The organism is Sphingomonas sp. 35-24ZXX, from assembly GCF_000786215.1.
Classification (GTDB): domain Bacteria; phylum Pseudomonadota; class Alphaproteobacteria; order Sphingomonadales; family Sphingomonadaceae; genus Blastomonas.
The window spans coordinates 708,896-735,852 of the sequence record NZ_JROG01000004.1; the positions used below are offsets into that span (position 1 = coordinate 708,896).

General features: G+C 65.0%; 23 protein-coding genes and 1 tRNA gene. 14 read left to right on the forward strand and 10 right to left on the reverse strand.

The window, feature by feature from the left end; translation table 11 throughout:
* Positions 1–237 precede the first annotated feature (237 nt).
* The 4 genes from LI72_RS11460 (at position 238) to LI72_RS11475 (ending at position 5,426) form a co-directional block, all read left to right on the forward strand.
* Positions 238–522, forward strand: coding sequence for a hypothetical protein (locus tag LI72_RS11460; protein WP_033925952.1), 285 nt, complete (start codon positions 238–240; stop codon positions 520–522).
* 271 nt (positions 523–793) lie between these two features.
* Positions 794–2,311 (forward strand): globin-coupled sensor protein, encoded by a 1,518-nt coding sequence (locus LI72_RS11465; RefSeq protein ID WP_033925953.1) that lies wholly within the window; start codon positions 794–796, stop codon positions 2,309–2,311.
* Between the two features lie 141 nt (positions 2,312–2,452).
* A complete protein-coding gene (locus tag LI72_RS11470) occupies positions 2,453–3,673 on the forward strand; it encodes a GNAT family N-acetyltransferase (protein ID WP_033925954.1) in 1,221 nt (406 codons plus the stop codon).
* Between the two features lie 88 nt (positions 3,674–3,761).
* The gene (locus LI72_RS11475; RefSeq protein WP_033925955.1) at positions 3,762–5,426 is read left to right on the forward strand and encodes a M20/M25/M40 family metallo-hydrolase; all 1,665 of its coding nucleotides are present in this window, start codon (positions 3,762–3,764) and stop codon (positions 5,424–5,426) included.
* Positions 5,427–5,440: 14 nt separating this feature from the next.
* Here the strand turns inward: LI72_RS11475 and LI72_RS11480 are convergent, their stop codons facing one another.
* The 3 genes from LI72_RS11480 to LI72_RS11490 all read right to left on the reverse strand — a co-directional run bounded on the left by LI72_RS11480 (position 5,441) and on the right by LI72_RS11490 (position 6,696).
* Complete coding sequence (locus LI72_RS11480) at positions 5,441–6,073, reverse strand: NAD(P)H-binding protein (RefSeq protein WP_033925956.1); 633 nt, start codon at positions 6,071–6,073, stop codon at positions 5,441–5,443.
* Between the two features lie 102 nt (positions 6,074–6,175).
* Positions 6,176–6,251, reverse strand: a tRNA-Ala gene (locus tag LI72_RS11485).
* A gap of 130 nt (positions 6,252–6,381) precedes the next feature.
* Positions 6,382–6,696 (reverse strand): FYDLN acid domain-containing protein, encoded by a 315-nt coding sequence (locus LI72_RS11490; protein WP_017669778.1) that lies wholly within the window; start codon positions 6,694–6,696, stop codon positions 6,382–6,384.
* 186 nt (positions 6,697–6,882) lie between these two features.
* On the opposite strand from LI72_RS11490, the gene aroA reads away from it, so the two are divergent.
* The 6 genes from aroA (at position 6,883) to LI72_RS11520 (ending at position 12,581) form a co-directional block, all read left to right on the forward strand.
* A complete protein-coding gene (aroA, locus tag LI72_RS11495; RefSeq protein ID WP_033925957.1) occupies positions 6,883–8,226 on the forward strand; it encodes a 3-phosphoshikimate 1-carboxyvinyltransferase in 1,344 nt (447 codons plus the stop codon).
* On the forward strand, positions 8,223–8,507 hold the full coding sequence (locus tag LI72_RS11500) for a CBU_0592 family membrane protein (RefSeq protein ID WP_033925958.1): 285 nt from the start codon (positions 8,223–8,225) through the stop codon (positions 8,505–8,507). The genes aroA and LI72_RS11500 overlap by 4 nt, the downstream gene beginning before the upstream one ends.
* Positions 8,504–9,427, forward strand: coding sequence for a subclass B3 metallo-beta-lactamase (gene bla / locus LI72_RS11505; RefSeq protein ID WP_033925959.1), 924 nt, complete (start codon positions 8,504–8,506; stop codon positions 9,425–9,427). The genes LI72_RS11500 and bla overlap by 4 nt, the downstream gene beginning before the upstream one ends.
* The gene (gene cmk / locus LI72_RS11510) at positions 9,424–10,065 is read left to right on the forward strand and encodes a (d)CMP kinase (RefSeq protein ID WP_033925960.1); all 642 of its coding nucleotides are present in this window, start codon (positions 9,424–9,426) and stop codon (positions 10,063–10,065) included. The genes bla and cmk overlap by 4 nt, the downstream gene beginning before the upstream one ends.
* Before the next feature lie 200 nt (positions 10,066–10,265).
* Positions 10,266–11,978 carry a 30S ribosomal protein S1 gene (rpsA, locus tag LI72_RS11515; protein WP_033925961.1) on the forward strand — a complete coding sequence of 571 codons (1,713 nt, stop codon included), beginning with the start codon at positions 10,266–10,268 and terminating at the stop codon, positions 11,976–11,978.
* A gap of 321 nt (positions 11,979–12,299) precedes the next feature.
* Entirely contained in the window at positions 12,300–12,581 is a 282-nt protein-coding gene (locus LI72_RS11520) for an integration host factor subunit beta (RefSeq protein ID WP_033925962.1), read from the forward strand.
* A gap of 406 nt (positions 12,582–12,987) precedes the next feature.
* Here the strand turns inward: LI72_RS11520 and LI72_RS11525 are convergent, their stop codons facing one another.
* Complete coding sequence (locus LI72_RS11525) at positions 12,988–14,823, reverse strand: sensor domain-containing diguanylate cyclase (protein WP_197051879.1); 1,836 nt, start codon at positions 14,821–14,823, stop codon at positions 12,988–12,990.
* A 352-nt stretch (positions 14,824–15,175) separates the two neighbouring features.
* On the opposite strand from LI72_RS11525, the gene LI72_RS11530 reads away from it, so the two are divergent.
* The gene (locus LI72_RS11530) at positions 15,176–15,700 is read left to right on the forward strand and encodes a hypothetical protein (protein ID WP_231562447.1); all 525 of its coding nucleotides are present in this window, start codon (positions 15,176–15,178) and stop codon (positions 15,698–15,700) included.
* A 4-nt stretch (positions 15,701–15,704) separates the two neighbouring features.
* Positions 15,705–16,415 carry a hypothetical protein gene (locus tag LI72_RS11535; protein ID WP_033925964.1) on the forward strand — a complete coding sequence of 237 codons (711 nt, stop codon included), beginning with the start codon at positions 15,705–15,707 and terminating at the stop codon, positions 16,413–16,415.
* Positions 16,416–16,430: 15 nt separating this feature from the next.
* Here LI72_RS11535 and LI72_RS11540 read toward each other — a convergent pair whose 3' ends face one another.
* The 6 genes from LI72_RS11540 to LI72_RS11555 form a co-directional block, all read right to left on the reverse strand.
* Complete coding sequence (locus LI72_RS11540; RefSeq protein ID WP_033925965.1) at positions 16,431–17,288, reverse strand: class I SAM-dependent methyltransferase; 858 nt, start codon at positions 17,286–17,288, stop codon at positions 16,431–16,433.
* 182 nt (positions 17,289–17,470) lie between these two features.
* On the reverse strand, positions 17,471–18,217 hold the full coding sequence (locus LI72_RS20035) for a hypothetical protein (RefSeq protein ID WP_156139580.1): 747 nt from the start codon (positions 18,215–18,217) through the stop codon (positions 17,471–17,473).
* On the reverse strand, positions 18,214–18,741 hold the full coding sequence (locus LI72_RS20315; RefSeq protein ID WP_197051880.1) for a hypothetical protein: 528 nt from the start codon (positions 18,739–18,741) through the stop codon (positions 18,214–18,216). The genes LI72_RS20035 and LI72_RS20315 overlap by 4 nt, the downstream gene beginning before the upstream one ends.
* Positions 18,742–18,930: 189 nt before the next feature.
* Positions 18,931–22,194, reverse strand: a complete 3,264-nt coding sequence (locus LI72_RS11545; protein ID WP_033925966.1) for an error-prone DNA polymerase — start codon at positions 22,192–22,194, stop codon at positions 18,931–18,933.
* Positions 22,191–23,810, reverse strand: a complete 1,620-nt coding sequence (locus LI72_RS11550; protein ID WP_197051881.1) for a Y-family DNA polymerase — start codon at positions 23,808–23,810, stop codon at positions 22,191–22,193. The genes LI72_RS11545 and LI72_RS11550 overlap by 4 nt, the downstream gene beginning before the upstream one ends.
* A complete protein-coding gene (locus LI72_RS11555; RefSeq protein WP_033925967.1) occupies positions 23,692–24,528 on the reverse strand; it encodes an ImuA family protein in 837 nt (278 codons plus the stop codon). The genes LI72_RS11550 and LI72_RS11555 overlap by 119 nt, the downstream gene beginning before the upstream one ends.
* A 120-nt stretch (positions 24,529–24,648) precedes the next feature.
* Between LI72_RS11555 and LI72_RS11560 the strand changes: the two genes are divergently transcribed.
* Complete coding sequence (locus tag LI72_RS11560) at positions 24,649–25,191, forward strand: DUF3237 domain-containing protein (RefSeq protein WP_033926331.1); 543 nt, start codon at positions 24,649–24,651, stop codon at positions 25,189–25,191.
* A 119-nt stretch (positions 25,192–25,310) separates the two neighbouring features.
* Positions 25,311–26,696 carry a protein arginine N-methyltransferase gene (locus LI72_RS11565; RefSeq protein WP_033925968.1) on the forward strand — a complete coding sequence of 462 codons (1,386 nt, stop codon included), beginning with the start codon at positions 25,311–25,313 and terminating at the stop codon, positions 26,694–26,696.
* Positions 26,697–26,957: the final 261 nt, after the last annotated feature.

The following is a 26,957-nucleotide window of genomic DNA, read 5'->3' on the forward strand; positions in this document are numbered from 1 at the left end:
TTTGGTCGCTTGTCTGCAACGATTTGGCGCGGCGCTCCCTCCAAAGGTGCGCCTTGTCGAGACCTGGCCGCGACAACTTGCGGGAACCGGCCTAACGCCGCCACGGCGGCCAGTCTTCGCCCGGAACAGCCTTTGATCATCCTCGTTGATGCTGCGGAGACCAGATCGTCCCGCAAACATGAAAATTCAAAGGGCCTTCCCAAGTTACCCCAAGGCCCGCCAACGAGGAGCAAGACCATGAAGAAGACCATTTTTGGAACGCTGATTGCCGCTGGTGCCCTGACCGTTACCCCCGCCATGGCGCAGGAAATGACCCCCGAGGCCCCGGCGACCCCGACCCAGGAAGCGCCTGCGACTGAAGCTCCGGCCGGTGACAGCCAGGTCCCGCCCGCCACGCTCGATTCGAACGGCGATGGCACGATGGATGCCTGGGATCGCAACAACGACGGCAAGGCTGACGCCTGGGATACGGACGGCGACGGCCAGCCCGACAAGGCCGATCCGATGGAAGCCGCTGAATAACACTTACCCCGCAAGGGTCGCAACGGAAGGCCGGGAGAGCAATCTCCCGGCCTTTTTTGTGTATCTGCAAGAAGTTGAAGATACGAAACAGTATTAAGATTTTTATTTTCACAAACAATGATTTAAGCCCGGCGCCGTTTCGCCTGCGCGGGAGTGTTAATGCCCGTTTACCACCGTTTTTGAGGTTTTTTCGCCGCGGAAACCGCTGATTAACCGCCTCCGTCTATGCCTTGCCCGGAGAGTTGTTTTACCTTTTTTGGGAGAAAAGGAAATGCAATCCGGATTGCAGGAGAGGCTTGAGTTCTACGAATTGAACCGCACCGATCGTTCGACCTTCCGCAGGGTCAAGCGGTCGCTCGGTCGCCACGTCAATCGCGCTCTGGAAAAATTCTACCGCAAGGTCGGGGCCATCCCCGAGCTCAAGGGCTTTTTTTCGGATCCGTCGCGGCTCGATTATGCCAAGAACGCGCAGCATAGCCACTGGATGAAGATCTTCGGTGACGGTCTCACCGACGAGTACATGAACCGTGCCGTTGGCGTGGGCCAGGTGCACGCCCGGATCGGCCTGGAACCCAAATGGTATGTCGGCGGCTATGCGCTGATCCTGGAAGAGATGATCCACGGGATGATCTCTCCGGGTCTGCTGCGCTTCGTGCCCGGTCGGCGCAAGCTGGCGCGCGATGTCGCGGCATTGGTCAAGGTGTCGCTGCTCGATATCGATGTCGCGCTGTCGACCTATTTCGCGGGTGCCGAAGAAAAGGTCCGCGCCGTGGTGCTGGGCCAGATGGGCACGGCGCTCAAGCAACTGGCCGAAGGCGACCTGACCGCGCAGATGGCGGGCCTGCCATCCGAATATGCCCAGGTCGAAAAGGACTTCAACGCCGCCACCGCCTCGCTCCGCGATACGCTGCTTGCGGTCAGTTCCAGCGTCAGCGTGATTTCGTCGGGCAGCGGAGAAATTCGCACCGGAGCCGACGATCTGGCTTCGCGGACCGAGGAACAGGCAGCCTCGCTCGAGGAAACCGCCGCTGCGATGCGCGCGGCGACCGACATGGTGCAGGAAACCACCCGCAGCGCCGTCGCGGTCAATACCGAGATGGCCAAGATGCAGGCCGAGGCCACCGAAGGCGGCGAGATCGTCGGCAAGGCAGTCGGCGCGATGGATTCGATCGAGAAATCGTCGAGCGAAATCGGCAAGATCATCACGGTGATTGATGGCATCGCTTTCCAGACCAACCTGCTGGCACTGAACGCCGGTGTGGAAGCGGCCCGCGCCGGCGATGCCGGCAAGGGCTTTGCCGTCGTCGCGCACGAGGTGCGAGCGCTCGCGCAGCGCTGCGCGGATGCGGCGCAGGAGATCAAGGTCCTGATCAGCAACAGCACCGAACATGTCGACAACGGCGTGAAGCTGGTGGGTGAAACCGGCACGATGCTCAACCGCATCGTCGAACGCGTCGGCGAAGTCAGCCAGGTCATCACCCGCATTGCCGCATCGGCGGAAAGCCAGTCGGCGAGCATGGTGCAGGTCAACTCGGCCGTGGGCGACATGGACAAGATGACCCAGCAGAATGCCGCGATGGTGGAAGAGACCGCCGCCTCGGCGCGCAGCCTGGCCAGCGAAGCCGAGGAACTCGCCGCCAAGGTGGGACGGTTCCAGCTGGGCGACGCGCCGATGGCGCCGACCCAGCGCCGGTCCTATGCCGCCGCGCCGAGAAAGCCGGCGCGCATGCCCCGGGTCTCGGGCAACCTGGCGCTGAAGGACGATGACGAGGACTGGTCTGAATTCTGATCCTGACCCAGTGAGGGAAAGACGGTCGCCGGAGCTGCTTGCTTCGGCGGCCATCTTTCCGATAATCTGCACGCCGGTTTACCTTCGCTTATCGTCTCGCTGGCATGACTGGGCGGGCACGCACATCCGCAGGAGAGGCCCATGATGCACATCGACCCCAAGCGGTTGCGGACTCAAGCGGTAGCGCTGGGTGCGATCGACTGCGTGGTGGTGCCGGGTGTGTCGCCAGTCATCAACCAGCTCGCAGCGGCAGCTCCCGCCAGCCACGGCTTTCTGCGCGATGCCTGGTTCTGCCGTGGAGAACCCGAAATCCTCTCGACTCTCGTCGCACGGCGCGGCGACGGCAGCGAAATTCTTGCCCTGCCGCTGCGGCCGCTGGGCCCGTCGGGGTTCAAGGCGCGGGCGCTGGCAGGCAGCTACTGGCCGTTTCGCAGCGCCGCGCTGGATCCGAGCATCGGCGTGGGCGACATGCGGGCGGTGCTCGATCATCCGGTGACGCAGGCGGCCATCGGCCCGTTGCTGCGCCTGGGGCCGATCTATCACGACGACCGCCTGGCGCAGTTGATAACCGCGGCGGCAGATGCAACCGGGTGGCATGTGCTGGTCCGCGACATCGGTCAGAGCTTCATCCAGGATCTGCCCGCGCCGGGTGCTGCCGACGGATGGCCCAGCAAGTCGCGCCGCAAGAAGCTGCGCCGCATGGCCAGCCGGCTGGAAGAGCAGGGGCCGCTCAGCCTGCGCACCGTGCGCGGCAGCGACTGGTCCGACCAGGTGTTCCACGATCTGCGGCAGATCGAGGAGAACAGCTGGGTGGGCACGCGCACCGATCGCAGCGGCGCCAAGTTCCTCAATCCGCACATGATGGCGCACTGGCGGCGCGTCGTGAGTGACCCAGAGCTCGCGCGGATGCTGACGGCAAGCCTGCTCTATGTCGGCGACCGGCCGATCGCCTTCTCGCTCGATATGCTCTGCGGGTCGCTGCAATATGGCATCGCCAGCAGCTATGACCATGATTTTGCGGCCTTTTCGCCCGGCCAGATCGTGACGGTTCACGCGATCGATGACGGCCTGGCGCAGGGTAGTCGCCAGATCGACTGGGGCGCAGGGGATAGCGGCTACAAGCAGGAACTCGGCGCCCGCCCCGGCTCGCGCATCCAGGATATTCTGCTGGTGCGCAGCGCCTCTCTTGCGGCGGCCTTGCGACCGCGCTGGGAGGAATCGACCGGGTCGGGTACGCGCGCCATCGTTGCGGGGCTGGCCGACGCGATCAAGGTCACCGGCCTGCCTTCCAGCCTGACCCTGCGGCGACTGCTGATGTCGGGCCTTGCCCTGTCGGCGGCGGCCTCGATGCTGGCCGACTAGAACGCTCCAGCTCTTCCGGCTCCGCAATCGGGCTGTGGTCGCACCGTGGCGCTTGCGCCTGCTTGCCTGCCGCCGTTAAGGGTGGCCGATGCTGAAACCGCTTTTGCTCCTCGCCGCAGCCAGCGCTGCCCTGTCATCCCCCGCTTCTGCCCAGGCACCGATGTCGGTCGATCCTGACAGGCTCACGCAGACCGTCCGCACGCTTGCTTCCGATACGTTCGAGGGCCGCGCCCCCGGCACGCGCGGAGAGGACCGCACGCTGGGCTATCTGATCGCGCGCTTCGAGGCGCTGGGGCTTGAGCCCGCAGGGCCCGACGGCGACTGGCTGCAGAAGGTGCCGCTGCTCCACACGCGGTTGCAGACCCCGCGCCAGCTGGCGTTCGCGACTCCGGCGGGCGCTGTTGCCGCCAAGCCCGCCGAGGATATCTATCTGTCCACCATCCGCCCCGAAGACGTGGCGAAGATCGAAAACGCGCCGTTGGTCTTTGTCGGCTATGGCGTGAAGGCGGACGAGCGCGGCTGGGACGATTTCAAGGGCGCGGACCTCAAGGGCAAGGTCGCGGTGTTCCTGATCAACGATCCCGATTTCGCCGCAGCGCCCGGTGAACCTGCTGCAGGCAAGTTCGGCGACCGGACGATGACCTATTACGGCCGCTGGACCTACAAGTTCGAGGAAGCCGCGCGTCAGGGCGCTGTCGCGGCGCTGATCGTGCACAATGCCGCAGGCGTGGGCTATGGCTGGAACGTCGTGATCAGCCCCGGCGGCGAGAATTATGACATCGTCCGCGCGCCCGATGCCTTGAGCAGCCTGAAGCTGCAGGGCTGGCTTTCTGCCGCGATGTCGGCGCGGCTGTTCCAGGCGGCGGGGCAGGATTTGGCGAAGCTGGAGCTGGCGGCCCGCTCGCCCGGCTTCCGCCCCATCGAGCTCAAGGGCGTGACCTTGAACGCCGACATTCCGGTGGTTCCCGAGGTCGTCACCAGCCACAATGTGCTGGCCAAGATTCCCGGAAGCACCCGGCCCGAAGAGGTCGTAATGATCGGCGCGCACTGGGATGCCTATGGCGAGGGCAAGCCCGATGCCGAGGGCCGCATCTACCGTGCAGGCGCGAATGACGATGCTTTGGGGATCGCGGGCATGCTGGAGATCGCGCGCGCGATGAAGGCGCAGCCCGCTCCGCAGCGCAGCGTGGTGTTCGGCGTGTGGACGGCCGAAGAGCGCGGCCTGCTGGGCTCTGAATATTATGCCGCCAACCCGGTCTACCCGATGGCCAGGACCGTTGCCAATCTGGGTCTCGACATCCTGCAGACAGCGGGTGCGGCCAACGATGTCGTGCTGGTCGGCAAGGGGCAGAACACGCTGGAAGACGACATGGCGCGGGTGGCCGCCACCCAGGGCCGCACCGTGACGCCCGAAAGCCTGCCCGAACGCGGTCTGTTCTACCGCGCCGACCATTTCTCGTTCGCCAAGCGCGGCGTGCCGGTGATGCTGCTGATGGGCATCGCGGGCGCCTCTAACCTGAAGCAAGGCGGCAATGCGGCCGGGCAGGCATGGATCGATGCCTATACCGGCCAGTGCTATCACCAGGCCTGCGACGCGTGGGGCCCGGACTGGAACCTGGATGGCGCGGTGCAGGATATCGAACTGGTCGGGCTGATCGGTGCGGAGCTCGCCAACTCGGCGCGCTGGCCGCAGTGGAAGCCGGGGTCCGAGTTCAAGGCTCTCCGCGATAAGGCGGGCGTGCCCAAGCAGTAGGCGCGGCCTTTCGGTCAGGCGAGTGCGGCGGCCGAGACGATGTGCCGCCCTGGCGCTGCTGCCACCGCTGCCTCGATCAGCGCCTGGGCGATGTTCCCGGCCGGGCTGATCCGCCATCCGCGCGGCAGCACCGGTGCAAACGCACGCAGGATCGCCTCGGACACGCGCTCGGCAGCCCGGAACTCGTCGCGCTCGCCGCCGATCAGGCCGGGGCGGACGATGGTATAGCTGGGATAGTCGAGCGCAGCGATGCTCGCCTCCACCTCGCCCTTGGTGCGGTTGTAGAGCAGGCTGGAGGTCGCATCCGCACCGATCGCAGAGACCAACGCAAAGGCCTGTGCCCCGTGCTGACGCGCAGAGCGCGCGATGGCGAGCGGATAGTCGTGGTCGACGCGAATGAAGGCCTCTGCCGATCCCGCCTTGGCCCGCGTTGTCCCCAGCGCGCAGATCACGGCATCGGCGCGCCACCAGTCGGCATCCAGCGGCAGCCCCTCGAAATCGACGATCGGGTTGGTGAGCTTGGCATGTGGCGGCAGCGCGCGGCGGGTGAGGGCGGTGACGCGCGTGATGCGCGGGTCAGCCAGCGCGCGTGCGAGCGTTTCTTGTCCGACAAGACCGGTTGCGCCTGCGATGAGAAGGGTGGTCATGTCCGTGCCTCCGTGGAGCCGGTTCTACGCCAGCGCGGCGCAGCACGATAGCCATTCACTCCGAATTCGGTCGGAGGAGACGGTAAAGCAACGGAAGGAAAATGGTGGAGCCTAGCGGGATCGAACCGCTGACCTCTACACTGCCAGTGTAGCGCTCTCCCAGCTGAGCTAAGGCCCCATTTGCGCCGGTTTTGGGTCCCCGGCGTCGGGAAGGACAGCCCTTTAGTCGAGCCATCGGGTGGTGGCAAGGGGCTAATTTCGCCCCTTGCCGATATTTCGCATTCGGTATCCGGTGGGTCGGAAAACCCTCAGGTTTCCTCGTCCTTGTCGTCGGCTGCCGCCACGCCCAGATCGTCGTCACCGCCCAGATCGACATCGTTGTCCGGCGAATCGCCGTCCTCGTCGATGTCCAGATCCTCATCGGCCAGATCCACGTCCTCCTTCTCGATGACCTTCTTCTTTTCTTCCTCGAAGGGCAGCGGCTGCTTGGACTTCAGCACGGGCTCGGGAGTCCAGCTGTTGCCGCAGTTGATGCAGGAGACAGGGTCGTCCTTGCCAAGATCGTAGAAGCGGGTGCCGCATTTCGGGCAACTGTGCTTGGCGCCCCATTCAGCCTTGATCATGAATAATGCCTCGGTTCTGGTAGATGTTTGATTATGTGTGGAGAGATGCAGGCTTCCGCAAGACGGCAGTCGCCGTGTTCGGAAAATCGGCGTGCGCCTTGCCATAGCTTTGTGCCGCTGTCAAAAGCTGCGTCGCTTTTCCTCCGTGCAGCACATGCCTGCCCAAACCCAATTGTACAGGATATCATGGCCCATCATTCGCAAGAGGCCGCAACCCCGCGCCGCTTTTCCGCAGGTTCCGCGCTGACGGGCACCATCTGTGTGCCCGGCGACAAGTCGATTTCCCACCGTGCTCTGATGCTCTCGGCGCTGTGCGTGGGGGAGAGCCGCATCTCTGGCCTGCTCGAGGGCGAGGACGTGCTTGCCACCGCCGCCGCCATGCGGGCGATGGGCGCAGATATCGTGCGCGGTGACGACGGCATCTGGACAGTCCACGGCGTGGGGGTCGGCGGACTGATGCAGCCTGGCCAGGCGCTCGACATGGGCAACAGCGGCACCTCGACACGGCTGCTGATGGGGCTGGTTGCCAGCCATCCGATCACCGCGATGTTCACTGGCGATGCCTCGCTCAGCCGCCGTCCGATGGCGCGCGTCACTGATCCGCTGGGTCTGATGGGGGCGGAGTTCAACGCCAGCCCCGGCGGCACGCTGCCGCTGATGGTGCGGGGGATCAACCCGGCGGTGCCGATTACCTACCGGCTGCCGGTCGCGTCTGCCCAGGTAAAGTCGGCGATCCTGCTTGCCGCGTTGAATACGCCGGGGACCACCACGGTGATCGAGCCGGTAGCGACGCGCGACCATAGCGAGAAGATGCTCAAGGGCTTTGGCGCGGATCTGGTCGTGGAGACCGATGCGGACGGCGTCAGGCACATTTCGGTCACCGGCCCGTGCGATCTGACCGCGCAGGACATCGTCGTGCCTGGCGACCCCTCCTCGGCGGCCTTCTTCATCGTGGCGGCGCTGATCGTTCCGGGGTCGGACCTCATCATCGAAAATGTCGGAATGAACGTCACCCGCAGCGGGATCGTCACGGTGCTCGAGCAGATGGGCGGGCAGATCGAGCGGCTGAACGAGCGCACAGTGGGCGGCGAACCGGTGGCGGACCTGCGGGTGCGGGCGAGCGCCCTCAAGGGCATCACCGTCGATCCCGCGATCGTGCCGAGCATGGTCGACGAATTTCCCGTGTTCTTCATTGCCGCTGCGCAAGCGGAAGGGACCACGGTCACCAGCGGTCTCGACGAACTGCGGGTCAAGGAATCCGACCGGCTCGCCACGATGGCGCGCGGGCTGGAAGCGATCGGAGTGCAGGTGGAAGAGCGCGAGGACGGGCTGGTCATTACCGGCAGCGGCGGCGCTCTGCTGCCCGGCGGCGGCCCGGTGGCGACGCTGCTCGACCACCGCATCGCGATGAGCTTTGCGGTTGCGGGCCTGGTCAGCCGCGCTGGCGTCGAGGTCGACGACACCCGCCCGATCGCGACCAGCTTTCCCGATTTCCTCAGCCTGCTGGCACGCACGACGGGCGGGGCATGACGCCGCTCGTCGCAAACATTGTCGGCGTCATCGGCAGCGTTCTGTTCATCGGCGGCTTTGCCTATGCCAATATCGTCGAGCGGATCGACAAGCTGCTGTTCAATGCGGTCAACCTGGCAGGCTCGATCCTGTTGTTGCTATCGCTGTCGGTCCACTTCAATCTGGCTGCGGTGATCCTGGAGACCGCCTGGGGCGGGATCGCGTTGGTCGGTCTGGTCAAGGCTGCGCGAGAGCGACGGGCGGGATCATCGCGCAAACAACGGGAAGAGCGTGCATCATGAAGCGGATCATCATTGCGGCCATGTTTGCGGCAATCGGCGCGGGGTGTGCCGGGGCACAGCCCGTCCCCGCATCGCGCCTGGCGACCGATGCGCAAATCGATGCGGCGCAGGCGGCTCCGGTCGAGGGGTTTGCCAAGGAGGGCCGCTGGAATGAGCCCTTCGCGCCATTCACCATCGCGGGAAATTTGCATTATGTTGGCACGGCAACGGTCAGTGCCTTTCTGATCACCACTCCGGATGGACATGTTCTGATCGACGGAGTGCTGGCGCAGTCGGTCCCGCAGATCATCGGCAACATCAAGGCGCTGGGCTTCGATATTGCCGACGTGAAATACCTGCTCAATACGCACGCGCATATTGATCACGCAGGCGGGCTGGCGGGGCTGCAGCGGGCCAGCGGCGCGCAGATGCTCGCCAGCGCTGCCGACAAGCCTTTCCTGGAAGCAGGAGCGATCGACCATGGGCCGAGCCAGGGCATGCGCTTTCCGCCGGTGCGCGTCGACCGGTTGATCGGTGACGGCGATGTCATCGCGCTGGGCGGTGCAGCTTTGACCGCACACCTGACCCCTGGTCATTCGCCGGGCTGCACATCCTGGAGCCTGCCGGTCAAGGCTGCCGACGGTACGCAACGCCAGGCGTTCCTGCATTGCAGCGCCACGGTTGCCGGCCAGTCGCTGGTGCCCGAAGCCTATCCGGGCATGGTCGCGGCGTTTCGCGGTACCTTTGCCAAGGTGAAGGGCATCAGGGCGGATATCTTCCTGGCCAACCACGACAATTTCTTTGCGCTGGCCGACAAGCGCAGGCGTCAGATTGCGGGCGATGCGAACGCGTTCGTGAACCCCGATGAACTGCAAGGCTTCAATTCCCGGATGGAAGCGCAGTTCGAAGGGGATCTGAAGCAACAGGCTGCGAAGCGATGATCATCGCCGTCGATGGGCCCACCGCGAGCGGCAAAGGAACGATCGCCAAGGCGCTGGCGGCGCATTTCGGATTGCCGCATCTGGATACCGGACTGCTCTATCGTGCGGTCGGGGTGATGGCGGTGCGACTGGGAGGCGATCCTGACAATGCCGATGAGGCACTGGCGGGCTGCGCGTTCGACGATGCGCTGCTGGCAGACGAGCATCTGCGGTCCGAGATGGCGGGCGGGCTGGCCAGTCGCGCCTCGCGGCACCCGGCGGTGCGCGCAGCGTTGCTGGAACGCCAGCGCGCCTTTGCGGGGCAGCCGGCAGGGGCCGTGCTCGATGGCCGGGACATCGGCACGGTGATCGCACCAGGGGCCGAGGCCAAGCTGTTCGTTACCGCGAGCGTCGCTGCACGCGCCGCGCGGCGGTTCAACGAGATGGTGCGGCGCGGCGAGCAGGTAACGCTGGCGGAGATCGCGGCGGATCTGGCGGCACGCGACGCACGCGATTCCAGCCGGGCGGTTGCCCCGCTCAAACCCGCCAGTGACGCGCTCTTGCTTGATACCAGCGATTTGACTATAGGGCAGGCCGTTCAAAGAGCCATTGAGCTGGTGAACAGCAGGGCAGAAGGCGGATCATCCGCCCGACCCTAGATGTTTCGACCGTCGTGAACATCGCACGCGCCGCAAGCGGCCCGCGCGGCCGTTCGCGCTGTTCGCATATCGGCTGCTGTCCCCCGTAAACTGCGCTTTTCGGGCGCTTTCCGGTGCATTCGGCCCGGGGGGCAGGTTGGGCCAAGACCGCCGGAGACAACCGGCTGGCCGGACAAAACAGTTTAAGGAATACAGGATTTATGGCCTCTACGGCATTTCCCAGCCGCGATGATTTCGCAGCACTTCTCGACGAATCACTGGGCGGCGGCGCTGCCACCGACGGTGGATTCGAAGGCCGCGTCGTCAAGGGCACGGTTACCGCAATTGAAAACGACAAGGCTGTCATCGACGTTGGCCTGAAGTCGGAAGGCCGCGTGGCCCTGCGTGAATTCGCGGCGCCCGGTCAGGATCACGGCCTCAAGGTCGGTGACGAAGTCGAAGTCTATGTCGATCGGATCGAAAATGCCGATGGTGAAGCGATGCTGTCGCGCGACCGCGCACGCCGCGAAGCCGCATGGGACAAGCTGGAAAGCGAATTTGGCGAAGGCAAGCGCGTCGAAGGCGTGATCTTCGGCCGCGTCAAGGGCGGCTTCACCGTCGATCTCGACGGCGCCGTGGCCTTCCTGCCCGGCAGCCAGGTCGATATCCGCCCCGTGCGCGATGTCACCCCGCTGATGGACATTCCGCAGCCGTTCCAGATCCTCAAGATGGACCGTCGTCGCGGCAACATCGTTGTCTCGCGTCGCGCCGTTCTGGAAGAAACCCGCGCAGAACAGCGCACCGGCCTCATCCAGTCGCTGGCCGAAGGTCAGATCATCGACGGTATCGTCAAGAACATCACCGATTACGGTGCGTTCGTCGACCTGGGCGGCATCGATGGCCTGCTGCATGTCACCGACATCAGCTACAAGCGCATCAACCACCCCAGCGAAGCGATCACCATCGGTGAGACCGTCAAGGTGCAGATCATCCGCATCAATTCGGAAACGCAGCGCATCTCGCTGGGCATGAAGCAGCTCGAAAGCGATCCGTGGGAAGGCGCCAGCGTCAAGTACCCCGTCGGCGCGAAGCTCACCGGTGCTGTCACCAACATCACCGAATACGGCGCGTTCGTGGAGCTGGAGCCCGGTATCGAAGGTCTGGTGCACGTTTCGGAAATGTCGTGGACCAAGAAGAATGTCCATCCCGGCAAGATCGTTTCGACCAGCCAGGAAGTCGATGTCATCGTTCTGGAAGTCGATGCCGAAAAGCGCCGCATTTCGCTGGGCCTCAAGCAGGCGCAGTCGAACCCCTGGGACGCCTTTGCAGAAAAGCACCCGGTGGGCAGCGTCGTCGAAGGCGAAGTCAAGAACGCGACCGAATTCGGTCTGTTCATCGGCCTGGATGGCGACGTCGACGGCATGGTCCACATGTCGGATATCGCCTGGGGCATCTCGGGTGAAGACGCGCTCAACCTCCACCTCAAGGGTGAACAGGTCAAGGCGATCGTTCTGGACGTCGATGTCGAAAAGGAGCGTATCTCGCTCGGCATGAAGCAACTGGAAAAGGGCGCGCCTGCCGTTGGCGGTGCGGACAGCTCCAACTTGCGCAAGAACGAAGTCGTCACCGTCACCGTGCTCGAAGTGCGCGACGGTGGTCTGGAAGTCCAGGTGGGCGAAGATGGAGCGACCGGCTTCATCAAGCGCAACGATCTGGGCCGCGACCGCGACGAACAGCGTCCTGACCGTTTCCAGGTCGGCCAGAAGCTCGATGCCATGGTTACCGGCTTCGACCGTTCGCGCAAGCCGACCTTCTCGGTCAAGGCACACCAGCTGGCCGAAGAAAAGCAGGCCGTGGCGCAGTATGGTTCGTCCGACTCGGGCGCATCGCTGGGCGACATCCTGGGCGCCGCTCTCAAGCAGCGCGAAGACTGATCGACGGTTCGGTCCGCCCGAAAGGGCAGACCCCGTTTCAAAAAGGGGCATCGGCGCACAGCCGGTGCCCCTTTTTACATCTGTCGGTCCTATCTTGATCGCCATCGGCCAAGAACGACGTTGAATTCAGGCACGAATTCTGACAGCATTCCAGGGTTGGATTACCGCTCGCGGGCAGTCCGGCACATGCACCTGCGCCTTCCGTTTCACGGCTTGGCGTATTGGCTTGTCGGGGGGCTGGTCAATTGATTAACGGGCGGAGCTTTTGGGCGTGCTTCGTTGTATCCATCCCGTCGTGTAATCGATTGCAGGAGATTGGCCATGATACGATCGGAGCTGCTGCAGCACTTAGCGGATGAAAATCCCGAACTGCGGCCCGAGGAGATCGAAAAGATCCTCGACATCTTCTTCAACAACATCATCCAGCGGTTGGCCGAAGGCGGCCGTGTCGAACTGCGCGGCTTCGGTGCCTTTTCCACCCGCGCACGCGAGCCGCGCAAGGGCCGCAACCCACGGACGGGCGAGGCCGTCGATGTGCCCGCCAAGCGCGTTCCCTATTTCAAGCCGGGCAAGGAAATGCGCGCCCGGTTGAACACCGACTGATCGATCGGCCTTCCTGCAGATGCGCTTGCCGGGTGAACGGGCTTGCCGCGCAATTCCTTCCCGGCCTATAGACGCAGCCGTTCGTGCGGGCGTGGCGGAATGGTAGACGCAACGGACTTGAAGACAAACTGAGTGCACGCGGGGAAACCCGCGCTGTAGAACTGCTCAAATTCGGGGAACCCTGTCAGATGGCAATCCCGAGCCAAGCCCGGCTTATCCAGCCGGGAAGGTGTAGAGACTAGACGGGCAGCACCTAAACCCCGCATCGGCGGGGCAGGGTGAAGGGATAGTCCAGACCCCGAACGCCCCAGGCAGGGGCGGCGGCGAAAGCCGTGGTGGGTAAGAAAATCCGTCGGGCTTTGCCCGTGGGGGTTCGAGTCCCCCCGCCCGCACCAACCTTTGCGTTTCAGGCCGCAGAGCGGTTGCCTGTCTGATCCTGCGCGGAAATGGCGCAGTTTCGGCCAGCCGCCTTGGCCTGGTACAGCGCGGCATCCGCGCGGGCATACAGCGCCTTGGCCGTATCGCCCGGCCTCCAGCCCGCCACGCCCAGGCTGGCAGTGACGGTGAGCGTGACATTGCCATGCACCTGGAACGGCTGCCGCGCGATCGCCGCGCGCACCCGCTCGGCAATCGCCTCGGCAACCACCGGACGGGCGCGGTCGAGGACGATCATGAACTCCTCGCCGCCCATTCGGCCAAGCGCATCGCCGGGCCGCAGCAGCGACTGCACACGGGCGGCAAGCGCACGCAGCGTATCGTCGCCAGCGACATGGCCATGGCGGTCGTTGATCGACTTGAAGCTGTCGATGTCGAGGATCAGCACCGCCAGCGCGCTGGCGCTCCCCATGCGTTCGATGCGGCCTTCCAGCTCTGCCATGATCTTGCGCCGGTTGGCGACGCCGGTCAGCGGATCGAGCTCTGAGAGGACGCGCAGCTTCTCATTCGCCTCGTTGAGCGCCCGTGTCCGCTCGGCGACGCGCGCCTCGAGCTGGCTGTGCGATTGCCGGATCGCGCTTGCCAGCGTTTCGAACCGCGAGACCAGCTGTCCCACTTCGCTTCCCGTCCGCTCGCCATCCGGCAGTTCGAGCATGGATTCCGCGGCCAGTTCGCGCGTGATGCGCTCGGCATCGCGCGACAGGCGGCGCAGCGGGCGCGCGACCAGGCGGCGCAGCACCAGCGTCACGATCAGCAGACAGACGGTCAGCGCGATCACCGCCATCGCGGCGATCCGCGGGATCGGCCGCAAGGCCTCGGCCAGGATCATCCCCTGCGGCTTGACGGCCAGAGCATACCATCCAGCGCCCGGGACCGAACGCAAGGACACGAAGGCGCCCAGCGCATCGACCTTGCCCGAAAAGCCCGTCTTCCCGTGGCGGCTGACCAGCTGCCACAGGGCCGCCAGCTCGGGCGTGTCACTGGTGGTGATGTCCAGATAGGTGCCGGTGTGCGAGCTGTGCTGCAGGGTGTAGTCGGGATGATAGATCAGCCTGCCCTCGCGCGAGATGAGAATGACATTCTCGTCGATCGATCCGGCAAATCGACCGGCGGGGGCGATCTGGTCCAGCGGCATCGAGGTGCCGAACGTGCCGACATGGCGGTTGTCGCGGTCCACCGGGGTCATGCAGCCGGTGGTCCACACCTCCTGATCCTTCAGCGAGATCAGCGACTGCAGGCCCGTGCACATCATCTTGCGCGCAGGGTTGGCAGCCATGGTCGAGATGGTCGCGAACTCGCGGTCCTGGAAACTGAAGTCGCCAGGGGCGGTGCGCCGATAGAATTCCAGCCGATCCGACCGGTCCGGCGCGAAGATGACGATGCCGTTCTGCGGCGTGAAATAATACAGGCTTTCCAGCTCGAACCGGCTGCCTTCGCCCAGCCTGCGCACCGCCAGCGTCGCTGCGACAATGTCGCGCACCGCCTCGTCATCGCGTTCGATCCTGGCGGGAATGAATCCGGTCATGCCCCGGGTCAGGCCGATCGCGGTTGGCCCCCCCTCGAACATCGCGTGGGTGCCGCGGCGGCTGCCGTCGGGCGCGCGCAGATACAGCTGATCGAACAGGCGGCGTGCTTCGCCGGGGCTCAGCGCGGCACGTTCTGCGCGAAACAGCGCGATGGCATCGGCCTGGGTCTTGCCGATCCGGTCGAAGCGATCGGCGAGTTCTTCCACCACCTTGGCGTTGCGTTGGTCGAGCCGGGCCAGCGATTCATCGATGGCGGTGGCGTGTTCCTGGCCGAATGCCACCAGGGCGGTCGCTGCGATGACGATGGTAAACCCAACCGCGAGGCTAAGGGCGGTGCGAGAGCTGACCGAAAGTGTGCGAGACCAGGAAGACAGGCGAGCGAGCATGACGCTTTTTGGAATACTTTGGTTAATTATCCGCAAACACACGGGTTTTTCGGTCAATCTGGCCAATATCTCCTATCCCGGCAGGCGGCTCGGGCCCATTTTCGCAGGCAGGACGCGCACGTGTGATGCGGGTCATGGTTTGACCCGCGGTTTCCGCTACGGTAGCGTGACAACAGGGTCGTTGGCGGTTCCTGTGGGGAGAGGCGTGGCGATGGATAAGACATTCTTGAACTCTGCAGCACGGTCCGTGGCTTTTGCCGCGGTGCTGGCGCTGGCCTTGCCGGTGCCGGCGCACGCGCAGTTCGGCGGGCTGCTGCGATCCAAGCCGCGGGCCAGCAGCAGCGGCAAGACCGAGAACGGCTGCGACGACAGCGCGGGCAAGGCCGTGGGCCGCTCGGTCATCGGCGGCATGCTGGGCGGCCTGGCCGGGCGCGCAGGCGGCATCATCAGCTATCTGCCCGTGCCCGAGGTCGCCGGCCTGCTGACCGATGCCATCGCCTGCAAGCTGGAACCCGAGGAGCAGAAAAAGGCGGCCGACGCGACGCTGGAGGCGACGCGCGGCGAAGAGGTGGGCAGCACGTCTGCCTGGAAAAGCGAGACGCGCAAGGACGTCTCGGGCACCTCGACCGTGGTCGGCAAGACCCAGCTGGCGGACGGCTCGACCTGCATGAACGTCAACGACGTGATCATCGTCGAGGGCGAAGAGACCACGGTGTCCAAGCGCATGTGCAAGAAGCCGGGCGCGGCGCGCTATGAAATCGCGCAGGCCTGATCGGATGCGGATTTTGCCACGGACTCTGGTGCTGGCGGCTGCGGGCCTGTTGCTGTGCGGGCAGAGCCCGGCGCAGATGGACCCGGCCAACCCCAGTTGCCCCAAGGCGCCGGACTGGTCGAACAACAAGGTCATGGCGCTCAAGGTCGTCAAGAAGGGCGATGCCCGGGTGCTGCTGGCCGAAGGGCCGGTCGACCAGACGCTTCCCGATCGGCTGAAACAGGCGCTGGCCGACAATCCCGACATCGCCGAGATCTGGCTGCGCTCGCCCGGCGGCAATGCGCGGGCAGGCAATGCCGCGGGGCGGCTGATCCGCAGCACGCCGGGACTGGTGACGCGCATTCCGGCAGGCTGGACCTGCTTTAGCGCGTGCAATTTCGTGTTCATGGGCGGCCAGCTGCGCGTGGTGGAGCCCGGCGGCAATTTCATGGTGCACATGTTCACCATGACCAACGACCGCGCCGCGATCGATCAGTCGGTGGCCTTGGGCACCGACACCACGGTCGAGCTGATCGGCGATATCGAGCAGGAAAGCGCCCTGCTGGCCAGCGAGGACAACGACTTCCTGATCCGCATGGGCGTTTCGCGCAAGCTGCTCACCGACATCATGTACAAGCAGAAGGCGGTGGCGAGCGGCGGTGGCGACCAATCGACCCGGCGCTGCCTGACGCAGGACGAGGTGTTCAAGTACAACGTGGCCAACGTGCAGGAGTGAGCCGCGTGCGGAGCCCTACGCCGTCGCGCTGAGCAGCCATACCTTGTTGGCCATCATCGCGCCCTGACCCGGCACGTGCCGCTGCCCGAACAGGCGGACAAGGTCGGCGCGGGCGCGGGCAAGCACATCATCGCCGGCTTGCGCGAGCGCGCGGCCGATCGCCATCGAGGCAAGCGCGAAGTCTGCAGCCTCGTCGGGCGTAGCACCGGGGCCGCCGATCGCCTGCTCGCCCTGATACGCCACGATCTCGGGTGCGGAAAAACCCGCGTGCGCCAGGATGTCGCGGACATAGTCCAGATCGGCAAAGGCGAACGGGCCTGGCGCGCGCGGATCGGGCGAGGGGATGTCTATATGCGAGCGGGCGACCCCCATCAGCTCCATCATCCACGGATTGTCGCGCGGCGCGGCCCAGATCGCCAGATCAATCCGCCCGCCGGGCCTGATCAGGCCGTGCAGGTTGGTGAACGCGGCATAGGGTTCTGCAAAGAACATCGATCCGAAGCGCGAGATCAGCCGGTCATAAGGCGCATCGTCGAGTGTTACGGTAGCGGCATCGGCGCAGATGAAGCTGACATTGGGATGGTCCGCAGCGCGGCGGCGGGCCTCGTCGATCAGATCGGGCGAGATATCCAGCCCCAGCACCGCCCCTTGCGGCCCCGTCGCGCGCGCGGCGGCGAGCGAGGTCAATCCCCCGCCGCACCCCAGATCAATCACCCGCTCCCCCGGCGCAATCGCAGCCCGCGCTAGCAGCGCATCGCCAATCGGCGCGATCATGCCCTCGAACCGGTCGATATGGGTGAGCCACTTGACCCCCATCTCCCCCGCCCAATCCTCGCCCTTGAGTGCGTTGGGGTCGGTGGTGGTGGCGGTCATGGCGGGCTCTCCTGTCGTTGTGCGGGAGAGGGTAGGCGGTGGCGGGGCGAGGTCAATGGAGAACGCACGTGAAGCATCAGGTCGCGTTCAACGCCTCGCGCACGGCATCGGGCATCCGGGCGATCAGGTTCTGGGCGAAAGTTCGGGAAGTGAGCGATTAAATACGTTGTACCACCTTGGCGTCACTGAATTACTGTTCTGATCCGAAACTCTCGTTCGATGCTTGCAACCAGTGCTTCTAATGGAACTATATCTGCCACTTCCGCCAGCAAGGCAGAATCCGCATTTGACAAGGTACGCTTGTATGCGAGGAATGCACCATGCTCCTTGCGCCCACCAGTCGCAGAAAAAGCAGTGAATCGAGATGCAACTGAAATTGCATTCGGAGTAACAGTATCTATTAGTGCGACCTCGCTCTTGTAAGTCACTCCAAAAGCAAATGTATAAAGCTTACCAGTTCGACCACGACGCTTTATACGACGCGGCACATGTTTCGAATTAAACGCATCGCAGAGGGTTAAGTAGGTCCGTTCACGGAACTCTCGATCCTCAACACGGTCATCGCTTGCGCTGTTTAGCAGTGCGGTTGCTGCTGACGATGATGCATTAGCGACCGACATAATTGCGCTTGCAAGCCATTCGCCAGATAGTGCACGAGCAAAAATTCGGTGATCATTGGTGTCAGCCCCGAAAAGGGCTGAATACTCCCGCATTGTGCCTTTCATCGCGGTTGGGCTTTGTCCTTCGTCGAATGCGATGTCGAAGCATGCCCCATTGTCGTGAACCAAAAAGCCATCCAGATGTGTTTGGATATAAATCGCGACTTGGTCGAAATTCGGGTATAAGCAGTGCGTCAGGATGCGGGCACCATCGGCGGTTTCCTCGCATTGGAGGTCAGCTAAGGCGGCAACAGTCAGATCGCATTTCATTCGCCAGCCTCCCCACCAAGCAGGTCCCGTTTCGGAGAAAAATCGAAATGGAATTGGTTACCCGATAAACGAATTTTGACGTGCTCTGCAAACCACTTTAGCATTTGCGGAACTCGCTTCACCGCGTGGGGGACCGGCTGCCGAGCTTGCAAGTTCCATTTGTTGATCGCAGCTATGCGTGCGCGATTGTCTGCCCATGTATGGACATGGTTCCCGCGTACAGTGGGAGGGCAGCTAATTGCCCACGGGGGGGTGCGCTTAACCCAGTGAGATGGTGTGAGATCAACGCGGCTGATGCTTCGCCCTTCAAATAGGAGGGTAAGGCCTGGGTATTCGGGATACTTTGGATCGACCCGAAAATTTAATGAACCGCGCGTCGCACCAAGATCGTCTCTAACAGGCCAAGATGCAAACCATCGCCCGTTGTCGAGGGTGCCCCATGTGGGCTCATTTTCCGTCAGTGTTTTTTCGCAGTCGAGAAACTCGTCTACGCGCAGTATTTCGGCCTGAGTGATCTTCCCCATGTCCAATCGTTATTCGAATCAGAAACGAAAGTCGACTCAGCTTAGGTTACGAGTTGATTTGGTGAGTACATAATTTGAAGAAGCAGCTTTGCAACTGGTGAGTCTCAATGGTGCCACTGGTTTTGCAGTCCTCTGTAGGCGACATAACGCACATGATGCGGAATGCCCGCCCGCATTTGGCCTTCCCCCTCAATGAAAATCCCGCGACTTCGGTAGCACCCTTGCATCCCTCGGATGGCGCGAGGGCACCGGCCTTGCTACCTCATCGCCCCGCGCCAACGTCGGCTTGATCGCGCCATCCCCCCGCACCTGCGTCAGCGTCGCGAGCAGATCCGTCCGATCCACCACGCGGTTGGCCATCAGATGCACCACGCCTTCGGGGCTGCGTTGCAGCACGCCTTCGACCTGCATCAGGCGGCTGGCCATCACCGCGCGGCGGTAGCGTTCGAACAGGCGGGCCCACAGGACGATATTGGTGATCCCGGTCTCGTCCTCGATCGTGACGAAGATGGCGTTGCCCTTGCCAGGGCGCTGGCGGACGAGGACGATGCCGGCGGTGCGCACCGTCTTGCCCGCCTTGCTATTGTTGGTGTCCTCGCACGACAGCACGCCGTCCTCGCGCAGGCCCGCGCGCAGGAAGGTCATCGGGTGGTCCTTGAGCGAGAGCCGCAGCGTCTGGTAATCGGTCACCACCTCCTCGGACGCGGGCATGATCGGCAGCTGCATGTCGGGCTCGGCGCCCAGCTCGCGCGCACGCGCAGCGGCGAACAGCGGCAACTCGCCCGAGGGCGTGCGGCGCACCTCCCACAGGGCCTGGCGGCGGCTGAGGCGCAGCGATCCGAAGGCATCGGCATCGGCGAGCATCCTGAGCGCCGCTGTGGGCAGGTCGGCGCGCCGCGCCAGCCGCTCGATCGAGGCAAAGCGCCCGTCCGCTCGCCGTGCCGCGACCAGAGCCTCGGCCCAGGCGGCGCGGAAGCCATCCATCTGGCGAAAGCCCAGCCGCAGCGCCAGCCGCCCATGCAGGTCGCGCTCCAGCGTGTTGTCCCAGCTGCTGGCATTGATGTCGATCGGGCGCACATCGACCTGATGCTCGCGCACATCGCGCACGATCTGCGCGGGCGCATAGAAGCCCATCGGCTGCGAATTCAGCAAAGCGCAGGCGAAGACCGCAGGCTGGTGGCACTTGATCCAGGACGAGACATAGACCAGCCGCGCAAACGACAGCGCGTGGCTTTCGGGGAAGCCGTAGCTGCCGAAACCCTCGATCTGCTTGAAGCAGCGCTCGGCAAACTCGGCGGTATAGCCGCGCGCGGTCATGCCCTTGACCAGCTTCTCGCGGAAGTTGTGCATCGTGCCGACATTGCGGAAGGTCGCCATCGCGCGGCGCAGGTGGTTGGCCTCGCCCGGGGTGAAATCCGCCGCGACGATCGCGAGCTTCATCGCCTGTTCCTGGAACAGCGGCACGCCATAGGTCTGGCCGAGCAGCGTCTTCAATTCGTCCGGGTCGTGCGGCGGCGCGGGCGAGGGGTATTCGACCGGATCGATGCCGGATCGGCGGCGCAGATAGGGGTGGACCATGTCGCCCTCGATCGGCCCGGGGCGCACGATCGCGACCTGCACGGTAAGGTCGTAGAGCGTGCGGGGGCGAAGGCGCGGCAGCATGTTCATCTGCGCGCGGCTTTCCACCTGGAACACGCCGATGCTGTCGCCGCGGCACAGCATGTCATAGACCTCCGGATCGTCCGCCTCCAGATCGACGGTGAGGTCGTGCTCGCCCAGGCCATGCTGGCGCATCAGCGCGAACGCCTTGCGGATGCAGGTGAGCATGCCGAGCGCGAGTACATCGACCTTCATCAGCCCGAGCGCGTCGATATCGTCCTTGTCCCATTCGATGAAGGTGCGGTCCTCCATCGCGGCATTGTGGATCGGCACGGTCTCGTCGAGCCGGTCCTCGGTCAGCACGAAGCCGCCGACATGCTGCGAAAGATGCCGGGGGAAGTGCAATATCTGGTCGACCAGCTCGCGCAGGCGCACGATCGCGGGATTGTCGGGCTCGAACCCGGCCTCGGCATAGCGCTGCTGCGCCATCGACGAGGAGAAGCTGCCCCAGATGGTGCTGGTGAGGCGGGCGGTCACGTCCTCGGAAAAGCCCAGCACCTTGCCGACCTCGCGCACCGCGCTGCGCGGGCGATAGTGGATCACCGTCGCGGCGATCCCGGCGCGGTGGCGGCCATAGCGCTGGTAGATGTACTGCATCACCTCCTCGCGCCGCTCGTGCTCGAAATCGACATCGATATCGGGCGGCTCGGCGCGCTCTTCGGAGACGAAGCGCGAGAACAGGAGGTCATGCGTCACCGGATCGACCGAGGTGACGCCGAGCAGGAAGCAGACGATCGAGTTGGCCGCAGAGCCGCGCCCCTGGCACAATATCGGCGGATCGCGGGTGCGAGCAAAGCGCACCAGATCGTGCACGGTGAGGAAATAGCAGGCGTATTTCTGTTTGGCGATCAGCGCGAACTCCTCGTCGAGCAGCTTGCGAACCTTGGCGGGCAGATCCCTGCCATAGCGATCGCGCGCGGCCTCGGTCACCATATGCTCGAGCCAGGCCTGCGCCTCCCAGCCTTCGGGCACGGGCTCGAGCGGATATTGATAGCGCAGGTCGTCGAGGGTGAAGCTGATGCGATCAAGGAGGGCGGTGGTCTGTTCGATCGCTTGCGGACAGTCGGCGAACAGCCGCGCCATCTCGGCGGGCGGCTTGATATGGCGTTCGGCGTTCGCCTCCAGCCTGCGCCCCGCCTGCGCGAGCGTGGTGCCTGCGCCGATGCAGGTCAGCACGTCGTGCAGCGGACGCTGCTCGGGCGCGGCATAGAGCGCATCGTTGGTGGCGAGCAAGGGCACGCCGGTGTCGGCGCTGAGCTGCATCATCCGCGCGAGACGGCGGCGGTCTGCTCCCTTGCGCGGCATGGTGACGCCGGCCCAGACGCGGCCCGGCGCGGCGGCGTGCAGCGTACGCAGCACCGGGGCATCGGTGTTCGAGGCCATCACGATCAGCAGCAGGTCGTCGAGGTGACCCAACAGATCATCAAGGTGCAGCGTGCAGTCGCCCTTGGTGGTGCGTAGATTGCCGAGCGTCAGCAGCCGGGTGAGCCGCCCCCAGCCGTGCCGCGTGGCGGGATAGGCGATGATGTCCGGCGTATCATCGGCGAACACCAGCCGCGCCCCGACCACCAGCTTGAGCGGGGGCAGCGGCACGCCGATCTCGGCGGCGGCCTTGTGCGCATCGCGCAGCGCGATATGCGCGCGGACCACGCCCGCGACCGTGTTGCGATCGGCAATGCCGATGCCTGCCAGCCCCAGTTCGATCGCGCGCGCGACCATGTCTGCCGGGTGCGATGCCCCGCGCAGGAACGAGTAATTGCTCGCGCAGACCAGCTCGGCAAAGGTCACACTCACGCAAATAACCCGTGCACATACCAGCGCGGATCGGGCTTTTCGCTCTCGTACAGGCCGTGGCGGAAGATCCAGAAGCGCCGCCCGCGCGCATCCTCGACGCGGTAATAATCGCGCGTCAAACCCCCACCTCCCCTGGGGCCCTTGCCCGGCGGATGCTTCCACCATTGCGCCGCGATCCGCTCGGGCCCTTCGAAGCGCACGACATGGTGCTGCTGGCGCTTCCAGCGGAAGCGGTGCGGCGGGCCATCGGGAACCTCGGCGATCACCTCGATCGGCTGGGGCGGATCGAACAGGTGGATGGGGCGGCTCGGCGGCTCGCCCGGCTCCGGCGCGGTCCAGGGTTCGGGGGTCGGCAGGTCGACTGCGGGCAGGGTGAGCGCCGCCTGTTCGGGCACATGCGTGTCGCGCGGCTGGAAACGGCGGATCGCGCCGCGCCCCAGCCGGCTGCTCAACCGGTCGACCAGCGCGGCCATCGCCTCGTCGCCCGTGCTGCCGCCCTCCAGCTGCAATTGCGCCGGGGTCAGCGGCTCGATGCGCGGCACCGCCAGCCGGATCATGTCGAAGCCGAAGCCCGGGTCGATCGGATCGCTGAGCGCATCCAGCCGCTCGCGCAGCAGCCGCATCAGCACATCCGGGTCGCGCATCGGCAGGCTGCTTTCGGTCGCCAGGTCGAAGGTGCGGCCATCGCTGCGATAGAAGCGCGCGGTGAAAACCCGCCCGCCCATGCCGCGCTGCTCCAGCGCGATCGCGGCCTCTTGCGCGAGCTCTCCGATCGCCGCCATCGCCGCTTCGGTGCGCGCGATCGGTTCGGCAAAGCGCTGCTCGAAGCGCAGGGCGGGCGCGGTGCGGCGCGGGGTGATGCGGCTGTCGGCGCTGCCCAGCAGCCGGTCGAGGCTGTCGACGAGATCGGCGCCGAAGCGCGCGGCGAGCGGCGCGCTGGGCCGCATCGCCAGATCACCGATGGTCTTGAGCCCGGCGCGGATCAAGGCGGTCTGCGTCTCTTCCTCGATGCCCAGGGCGGCGACCGGCAGGCGGCGCAGCAGCGCGTCGGCATCTTCGGCGCGCGCCGATGGCAGGCCGGGGGCAAAGCGCGCCAGCGCCTGCGCCGCCTCGGGCGTGTCGCCGCAGCCGGAGCGGCAATCGTCGGAAAAGCGTGCGAGATACTGCTCTGCGGCGGCGACCAGCGCCGCTTCGCCGCCGAACAGATGCGCGCAGCCAGTGATGTCGAGCACCAGCATGTCGGGCGGATCGGTCGCGACCAGCGGCGTGAACCGGTCGCAATGATCGGCCAGCCGCTCAAGCCATTGCAGATCGGCGAGCGGATCGTGATGCAGCACGCGCAACTGCGGCAGCTGCGCGCGCGCATCGGCCAGCATCATGCCTGGCGCGATGCTGAGCGCCTGCGCCTGCGGGCAGGACGCGGCGATGCGCATCGCACCGCGCACCTTTTCCACCAGCACCAGCGGCGCGCAATCGTCTCCTATGCTGCCCGGCGCGCTATCCGGCGTAGCGCAGGGCTGCTGCTGCCGGGCCAGCCGGTCGACCGGCAGAAAGGGGAAGAACAGCGCCAGATAGCGCCGCTGCAGCCCCGGTTCCGGCAGCGTTTCCGGCGCCATCAGGGGAGAAGGCATCTGCAAGACAGGCTTGTTCACGGTTCCACTCCACGCGCCATCGGCCGCCCGCCGGGCGTCCGCGTTGGCGCAACAGGTCTATCGACCAGGCAGGATAGCCTGGCGCATTGGCTTCCATCGGCAGCGAGGGCGCGGCGGCCACCTGCCATCGGGTCTGCGCGGCGCTGGGCGAGGGTGCCGCCGCGATGCGCAAGCCGATCACGGTGACGCCCGAGGCCTCCGCCGCCAGCGCCAGCCGCCGGCTTGCGGTCAGGTCGAGCAGCCGGGGTTCGCGCCACAGCTCGACCACCGCCACGCCGACCTCGGGGCAGCGCACCACATCGGCCGCCGCGCGCAGCACCGCCAGCGGATCGGGCATGATGCCCAGGATGACCTGCGCAGGGTGCAGGCCGATTTCCGCCAGCCCCGGCGCATGCAGCCTGCCGCCCTGCTTTTCCGCCTGGCCCTCGCGCAGCCAGACCAGGGTTCCGCCCAGTCGCAGCGCCAGGGCGGCGACAAAGCCGCTCGCGCAGGCGGCATCCTGGGCTTCGGCGGCGAACACCTCGTGCAGTTTTCCGCGCGCCAGCCCGCCGCCCAAAGCCGCATCGATTCCCGCATGCCCGGTGCGCGCCAGCGCTGCGGCATGCGCGTCCACGCCCGCTGCCCGCACGCATTCGATCGCGGCAAGGGTGCTCTTGAGCATCTGGAGGGAATCGGGGCGCATCTATTTGTTCACTTTATGTTCCATATATCCTTCCCCGTTGGAACAGAGTCAAGAAACAGAGTGCGCCGAGGGCGGGATTGGTGGTTGCACCGATTTGCGCAGCAGCGCTATCGTTCGTTCATGACCAGAAGATCGCTTGCTACCGCCTGGCTGATGACGGCGGGATTTGCCGCCGCATCGGCCCCGGCCATCGCCCAGCCCGCTGCCCCGACGCCCGACCTGGAATATGTCTTTTCCGTCCGCGCGACGCTGGATCCGCCGCAGGAACAGGGCGAGATCGATGGCAAGCGCAAGCGTTTCATCCCCGTGACCGGCGGCACCGTCTACGGGCCGCGTCTTCACGGCCAGGTACTGGATGGCGGCGGCGACTGGCAGGCCATCGGAGCCAACGGGTTGACCGACGTCTGGGCGCGATACCAGATCCGGGCTGATGATGGCACCGTGATCGGTATCACCAATGCGGGTGTCCGTACCGCCGCGCCCGAGATCATCGAAAAGCTCGCCAGGGGCGAGGATGTCGATCCCTCGCTCTATTATTTTCGCACGACCACCCGGTTCGAGGTCGCCTCCGGGCCGCACGACTGGCTGAACAGGCATGTCTTCGTGGCGCGCGGCATCCGCAAGCCCGACCATGTCGTGATCGATTTCTACAAGGTGCGCTGAGGCCCGCCAGGACTTCATCTCTCCCCGAATTTCCCTCATAAATCGACCCGTTACGCTTTGTTAACCCTTCACGTTAATAGTCTGTTGAACTGAGTTAACAGGCCTCAACGGGGGACAGCATGACGCATACCGATCAAGACATCGCCATCGCACGGACCCTGCTGCAAGAGGCGATGCTGCTTCAGGAGGCGGGCAATGTGGTCGCTGCCGAAGAGCGCTACCGCATGGTCATCGAATATGGCTATCGCACCGCCGAAGTGCTGCCGATCTTGGCCTGCCTGCTGGGCCAGCGCGGCGCGAATGCCGAGGCGCTGGAGCTGTGGGACACGCTGCTCGCGATCAACCCCGAACATGCCGTGGCACATCATGAAAAGGCGCTGATCTATAGCCGCACCGGCCGTATCGACCTTGCCATCACCGCGCTCAAGGCGAGCTGCGCTGCCGATCCTGCCAACGCCGTCGCTGCCAACAACCTGGCCGTGATGTTGTCCGATGCCGGTCGCAAGGCCGAGGCGCTCGAGCAGTTCCAGCGTGCACAGGCGCTGCAGCCGGGCAACATCCATATCGAACACCAGATCCGCCGCCTCAGCGCCGAAATGGTGCCCTTCTGGCATATCCCGATGCTCAACGACGTGCGCCGCAACGATGCGTTCGAAGCCGCGATCATCGCCGCGCTGGCCGAGGCCGGACCCGATGCCCGCGTGCTCGATATCGGCACCGGCAGCGGGCTCCTGTCCATGATGGCCGCACGCGCGGGTGCGCAATCGGTCACCGCGTGCGAGATGGTGCCGATCATCGCCGACATGGCGCGCAAGATCATCGCCGACAACGGTTATGCCGATGCGATCACTGTCCACACCGCACCCTCCAACGAGCTCAAGGTCGGTGAGCATCTGGACGAGCGCGCGGACATCCTGGTCTCCGAAATCCTCTCGAGCGACCTGCTCACCGAGCATGTCATCGACACCTTCGAGGATGCGCATGCGCGGCTGCTCAAGCCCGATGCCATCGTCATCCCGCGTGCCGCCTCGGCGATCGGCTGCCTTGTCGAAAGCCAGGTGCTTGCCGATTACGTCTTCGTCGATCAGGTCTCGGGCTTCGACATCTCGCGCTTCGGCGCGCTCGCCTCGCCCCGGCTGCCGATCCACGGCACGATGACCGACTGGAAGCGCCTGTCCGACGATGTCGAACTGGTCCATATCGACCTCACCCACACCCGCCACCAGAGCGACCTGCACCTGCTGCAGATCAACGTGCTCGAAGACGGCATCGCCAGCGGCATCGTCCAGTGGATGCATGTCGACCTGGCCGAAGGCATCACCTTCGACAACCATCCCGACGGCTATACCGACGGCGGTTGGCTGCAGATGCTGCACAATTTTCCTGAGCCCGTCGTGGTCAAGGCGGGCGATGTGCTGAACGTCGCGGTGGGCCACGACCGCGTGACGCTGATCGTCCGCCCGCTTGAGGTGATCGCGGCGGCCGAGCAGGTGAAGGTGGCGTAAGGCACACCCAAAACTTCCCTCCCTGCAAGGAGTGGAATGTGCTCCGTTTCATTGTTGTGATCCGACCATTTAGCAGACATGCCATTCACCACCCCCGCTCATCCTGAGCCGCGGGCTTCAGCCCGCGAAGTCGAAGGACCCGCGCCCACGCTGGCCGTAGTGCGGGGCCTTCGACAGGCTCAGGCTGAGCGGAGGAGGGAGTTAAAGGGCCTTGGCGGAAAGGACTGCTAAACAGAGGCCGAGACTGAGCAGACCTCGCTC